Origin of the sequence: Streptomyces sp. SID5910 (genome assembly GCF_009862125.1) — a bacterium.
GTDB lineage: Bacteria > Actinomycetota > Actinomycetes > Streptomycetales > Streptomycetaceae > Streptomyces.
Genome location: NZ_WWHX01000162.1, coordinates 1 through 4,188 on the forward strand (window position 1 = coordinate 1; position 4,188 = coordinate 4,188).

At 68.3% G+C, this 4,188-nt stretch carries 3 protein-coding genes; all 3 read right to left on the reverse strand.

The window, feature by feature from the left end; genetic code table 11:
- On the reverse strand, positions 1-854 hold an 854-nt coding region (gnd, locus tag GTW67_RS05745; protein ID WP_161163703.1), incomplete at its 3' end, for a phosphogluconate dehydrogenase (NAD(+)-dependent, decarboxylating).
- A gap of 197 nt (positions 855-1,051) precedes the next feature.
- Complete coding sequence (dnaN, locus tag GTW67_RS05750; protein ID WP_161163705.1) at positions 1,052-2,182, reverse strand: DNA polymerase III subunit beta; 1,131 nt, start codon at positions 2,180-2,182, stop codon at positions 1,052-1,054.
- Positions 2,183-3,150: 968 nt separating this feature from the next.
- Positions 3,151-4,188, reverse strand: a 1,038-nt coding sequence (dnaA, locus tag GTW67_RS05755) for a chromosomal replication initiator protein DnaA (RefSeq protein WP_161163704.1), incomplete at its 5' end; no start/stop codon positions are given.

The window sequence follows — 4,188 nt, forward strand, 5'->3', positions numbered from 1 at the left end:
CCGCCGAACTGGTTGCGCAGCGCGGCGATCATCTTCATCTGCGGCGAGTCGTCCTGCCGGGACGCGAACCGCGCGAACAGCGACGCGGTGATCGCCGGCAGCGGCACCGCGTTGTCGATCGCGGCCTCCACGGTCCAGCGTCCCTCACCGGAGTCCTGTGCGTAACCGCGCAGCCCGTCCAGGTGCTCGTCGTCGTCGAGCGCGTTGACCGCGAGGTCCAGCAGCCAGGAGCGGATGACCGTGCCCTCCTGCCAGGAGCGGAAGACCTCGCGGACGTTCTCCACGGAGTCGACCTTCTCCAGCAGCTCCCAGCCCTCGGCGTAGGCCTGCATCATCGCGTACTCGATGCCGTTGTGGACCATCTTCGCGAAGTGGCCCGCGCCCACCTTGCCGGCGTGCACGGCACCGAAGTCGCCCTCCGGCTTGAGGGCGTCGAAGACCGGCTGCACCTTGGCGACGTTCTCCGCGTCGCCGCCGTACATCAGCGCGTAGCCGTTCTCCAGGCCCCAGACACCGCCGGAGACGCCGCAGTCCACGAAGCCGATGCCCTTGGCCGCCAGTTCCTCGGCGTGCTTCTCGTCGTCCGTCCAGCGGGAGTTCCCGCCGTCCACGACGACGTCGCCGGGCTCCAGCAGCTCTCCCAGCTGGTCGACGGTGGCCTGGGTGGGCTCACCGGCCGGGACCATCACCCAGACCACGCGAGGGGCGCTGAGCTTGCCCACAAGCTCTTCCAGGCTGTGGACGTCCGCGAGATCCGGATTGCGGTCGTATCCCACGACGGTGTGGCCCGCGCGGCGGATCCGCTCGCGCATGTTGCCGCCCATCTTGCCGAGGCCGACGAGACCGAGCTCCATCAGTTGCGTTCCTTAGGTCTGCGAGGTGGCGTGGCGGCACGCCCGCACCCGGCGGATGCGTGCCGCGGCACTTTCGTACCCACGTACGACCCTAAACCCGGACCCCTGTGCACAGCTGTGGGCATACGCGCTCATGCGTACGCCCTCACCTGGGCCTTTGTCCTCAGCCTGTGGACAGGCGGACGACCGGGACGGCCTCAGCCGCTCAGCCGCACCGGCATGATCAGGTACTTGTAGGCCTCGTCCGCCTCGGCGTCCACCGCGGGCCTGCCGCTGAGCAGCGCCGGCTTCGTGGACGTCGTGAAGGACAGCTGGGCCACCGGCGAGTCGATCGCGCTCAGGCCGTCCAGCAGGAACGTCGGGTTGAAGGCGATCGAGATGTCGTCGCCCTCCAGCTGGGCGTCGACCCTTTCCACAGCCTGTGCGTCGTCGCTGGAGCCGGCCTCCAGGATGAGCACGCCCTGCTCGAAGCTGAGCCGCACCGGGGTGTTGCGCTCGGCGACCAGGGCCACGCGCTTGACGGCCTCCACGAAGGGGGCGGTCTCGATCACGGCGACGCTGTTGAACTCCGTCGGGAAGAGCGTCTTGTACTTCGGGAGGTCGCCCTCCAGTAGACGCGTCGTCGTCCGGCGGCCGGCGCCCTCGAAACCGATCAGGCCCTCGCCCGCGCCCGACCCGGACAGCGCCAGGATCACCTGATCGCCGCTGGTCAGCGCCTTGGCGGTGTCCAGGAGCGTCTTGGCGGGCACCAGGGCGACCGCGGAGGTCTCCGGGTTCTCCGGCTTCCACAGGAACTCGCGGACCGCGAAGCGGTAGCGGTCGGTGGAGGCCAGCGTCACCGTGTCGCCCTCGATCTCGATGCGCACACCGGTGAGGACGGGCAGCGTGTCGTCGCGGCCGGCGGCGATGGCCACCTGCTGCACGGCCGCGGAGAAGACCTCGCCGGGGACCGTGCCCGTGGCGTTCGGCATCTGCGGCAGGGCCGGGTACTCCTCCACAGGCAGTGTGTGGAGGGTGAAGCGCGAGGAGCCGCAGACCACCGTCGCCCGTACACCGTCTGTGGAGATCTCCACCGGCCGGTTGGGCAGGGCGCGGGAGATGTCGGCGAGCAGTCGGCCGGAGACGAGGACGGTGCCCTCCTCCTCGACCTCCGCCTCCACCGACACCCGCGCGGAGACCTCGTAGTCGAAGCTGGACAGGCTCAGCTGCCCCTCCTCGGCCTTCAGCAGCAGGCCCGCGAGGACCGGCGCCGGCGGACGGGCCGGGAGGCTGCGAGCCGCCCAGGCCACTGCCTCCGCGAGTACGTCGCGTTCCACCCGGATCTTCACTGTTGCCGCCTCCTGCTGTTGCCGGCGCTTCTCGCCCTGCTTCGCCTTCGTCGTCTGACCCGGTGTCGCCGGCCCCGCCGAGGGGCAGAACACCGGGGACCAGTCTGACGCACCGCACTGACAGTAGGTGCCCTTCGGGGTCAAGTCGCGACGAGGGGCGGTCGGGCTCGAGACGGCAAGTTGTGCACAGGTCCCGCTTCGAAACGATTCCCGCTCTCTCTCTAGTCGGGAGTAGTAGTAGGGCCTGTGGATACCGTGGATAACCCCGTTTGCGCAGGTCAGAGCAGGAATTTTATCCACCGCGCCTGTGGGCGGAGCCGGTGGACAACCGGGCGTATCTGTGGAGAACAGAAAGTTCTGCACACGCCGTACACAGGGAGAGGCGACTTCTCCCCAACGCCGTCCCCAGGTTTACCCACCTTTCCCACAGCCCAACCCGGCACCTTGATGTGACGCCTTTCACTCGACGCGGTGAGAGGCCGCGTCGGGTTGCCGAACAGTGGACAAGGATGTGGAGAAGCGGGTGATCGCTGGGGACAACCCGCCCCAGCCTGTGGGTTGCCGGTGGACAACTTGACGCACGGCCTGGGGAACTCTCCGTTGTCCACAGCCTGTGGAAATCTTTTGTCCACGAATCCACAGGGTGCTGACCTGCCCTGATCATTCCTCAACACCCCAGCCTGTGGACAGAATCGGGACAACTTCGTGGTCCCCACCCTGTGGAGGGGAAAAAGTCACCGAATCTGTGGAGAGAGGCCGTAACCCGGCAGATATTCGAACAGCGGGGAGCGGGGCGGAGCCGAGGCGGAGTCGGCGCGAGGAGCTCTCCGGCGGCTCCAGGTGCCTCCTGGGCCGCGTCCGGGGCTCGGTTGCGGGGCTCGGCTGGAGACCCCCGCCCACGAAAAAGGCGCCCCCGGGGATCTCCAGGGGCGCCTCCAGGACGCGTGCCGTGCCCGTGCCGCCGGCCGTCAGCCGTTCTTGATGCGGTTGGTCAGTTCCGTCACCTGGTTGTAGATGGAGCGCCGCTCGGCCATCAGATTGCGGATCTTGCGGTCGGCGTGCATCACCGTGGTGTGGTCCCGGCCGCCGAACAGCGCGCCGATCTTCGGCAGGGAGAGGTCCGTCAGCTCGCGGCAGAGGTACATGGCGATCTGGCGCGCCGTCACCAGCGCGCGGCCGCGGGAGGTGCCGCACAGGTCCTCGACGGTGAGGCCGAAGTAGTCGGCGGTGGCGCTCATGATGGCCGTGGAGGTGATCTCCGGCGCGGAGTCCTCGCCGCCGGGGATCAGGTCCTTCAGGACGATCTCGGTCAGGCCCAGGTCGACCGGCTGCCGGTTGAGCGACGCGAACGCGGTGACGCGGATCAGCGCGCCCTCCAGCTCACGGATGTTGCGCGAGATGCGGGAGGCGATGAACTCCAGCACCTCCGGCGGGGCGTTGAGCTGTTCCTGTACCGCCTTCTTGCGCAGGATCGCGATGCGCGTCTCCAGCTCGGGCGGCTGGACGTCGGTGGTCAGGCCCCACTCGAAACGGTTCCGCAGCCGGTCCTCCAGCGTCACCAGCTGCCGGGGCGGCCGGTCCGAGGACAGCACGATCTGCTTGTTGGCGTTGTGGAGCGTGTTGAAGGTGTGGAAGAACTCCTCCTGCGTCGACTCCTTGTCCGCCAGGAACTGGATGTCGTCGACGAGCAGGATGTCCATCTCGCGGTAGCGCTTGCGGAAGCTGTCGCCCTTGCCGTCGCGGATGGAGTTGATGAACTCGTTGGTGAACTCCTCCGAGCTCACGTACCGCACGCGCGTGCCGGGGTAGAGGCTGCGCGCGTAGTGCCCGATCGCGTGGAGCAGGTGGGTCTTGCCGAGGCCCGACTCCCCGTAGATGAAGAGGGGGTTGTAGGCCTTGGCGGGTGCCTCGGCGACGGCGACGGCCGCCGCGTGGGCGAAGCGGTTGGAGGCGCCGATGACGAAGGTGTCGAAGAGGTACTTCGGGTTCAGGCGCGCGGTGGGCTC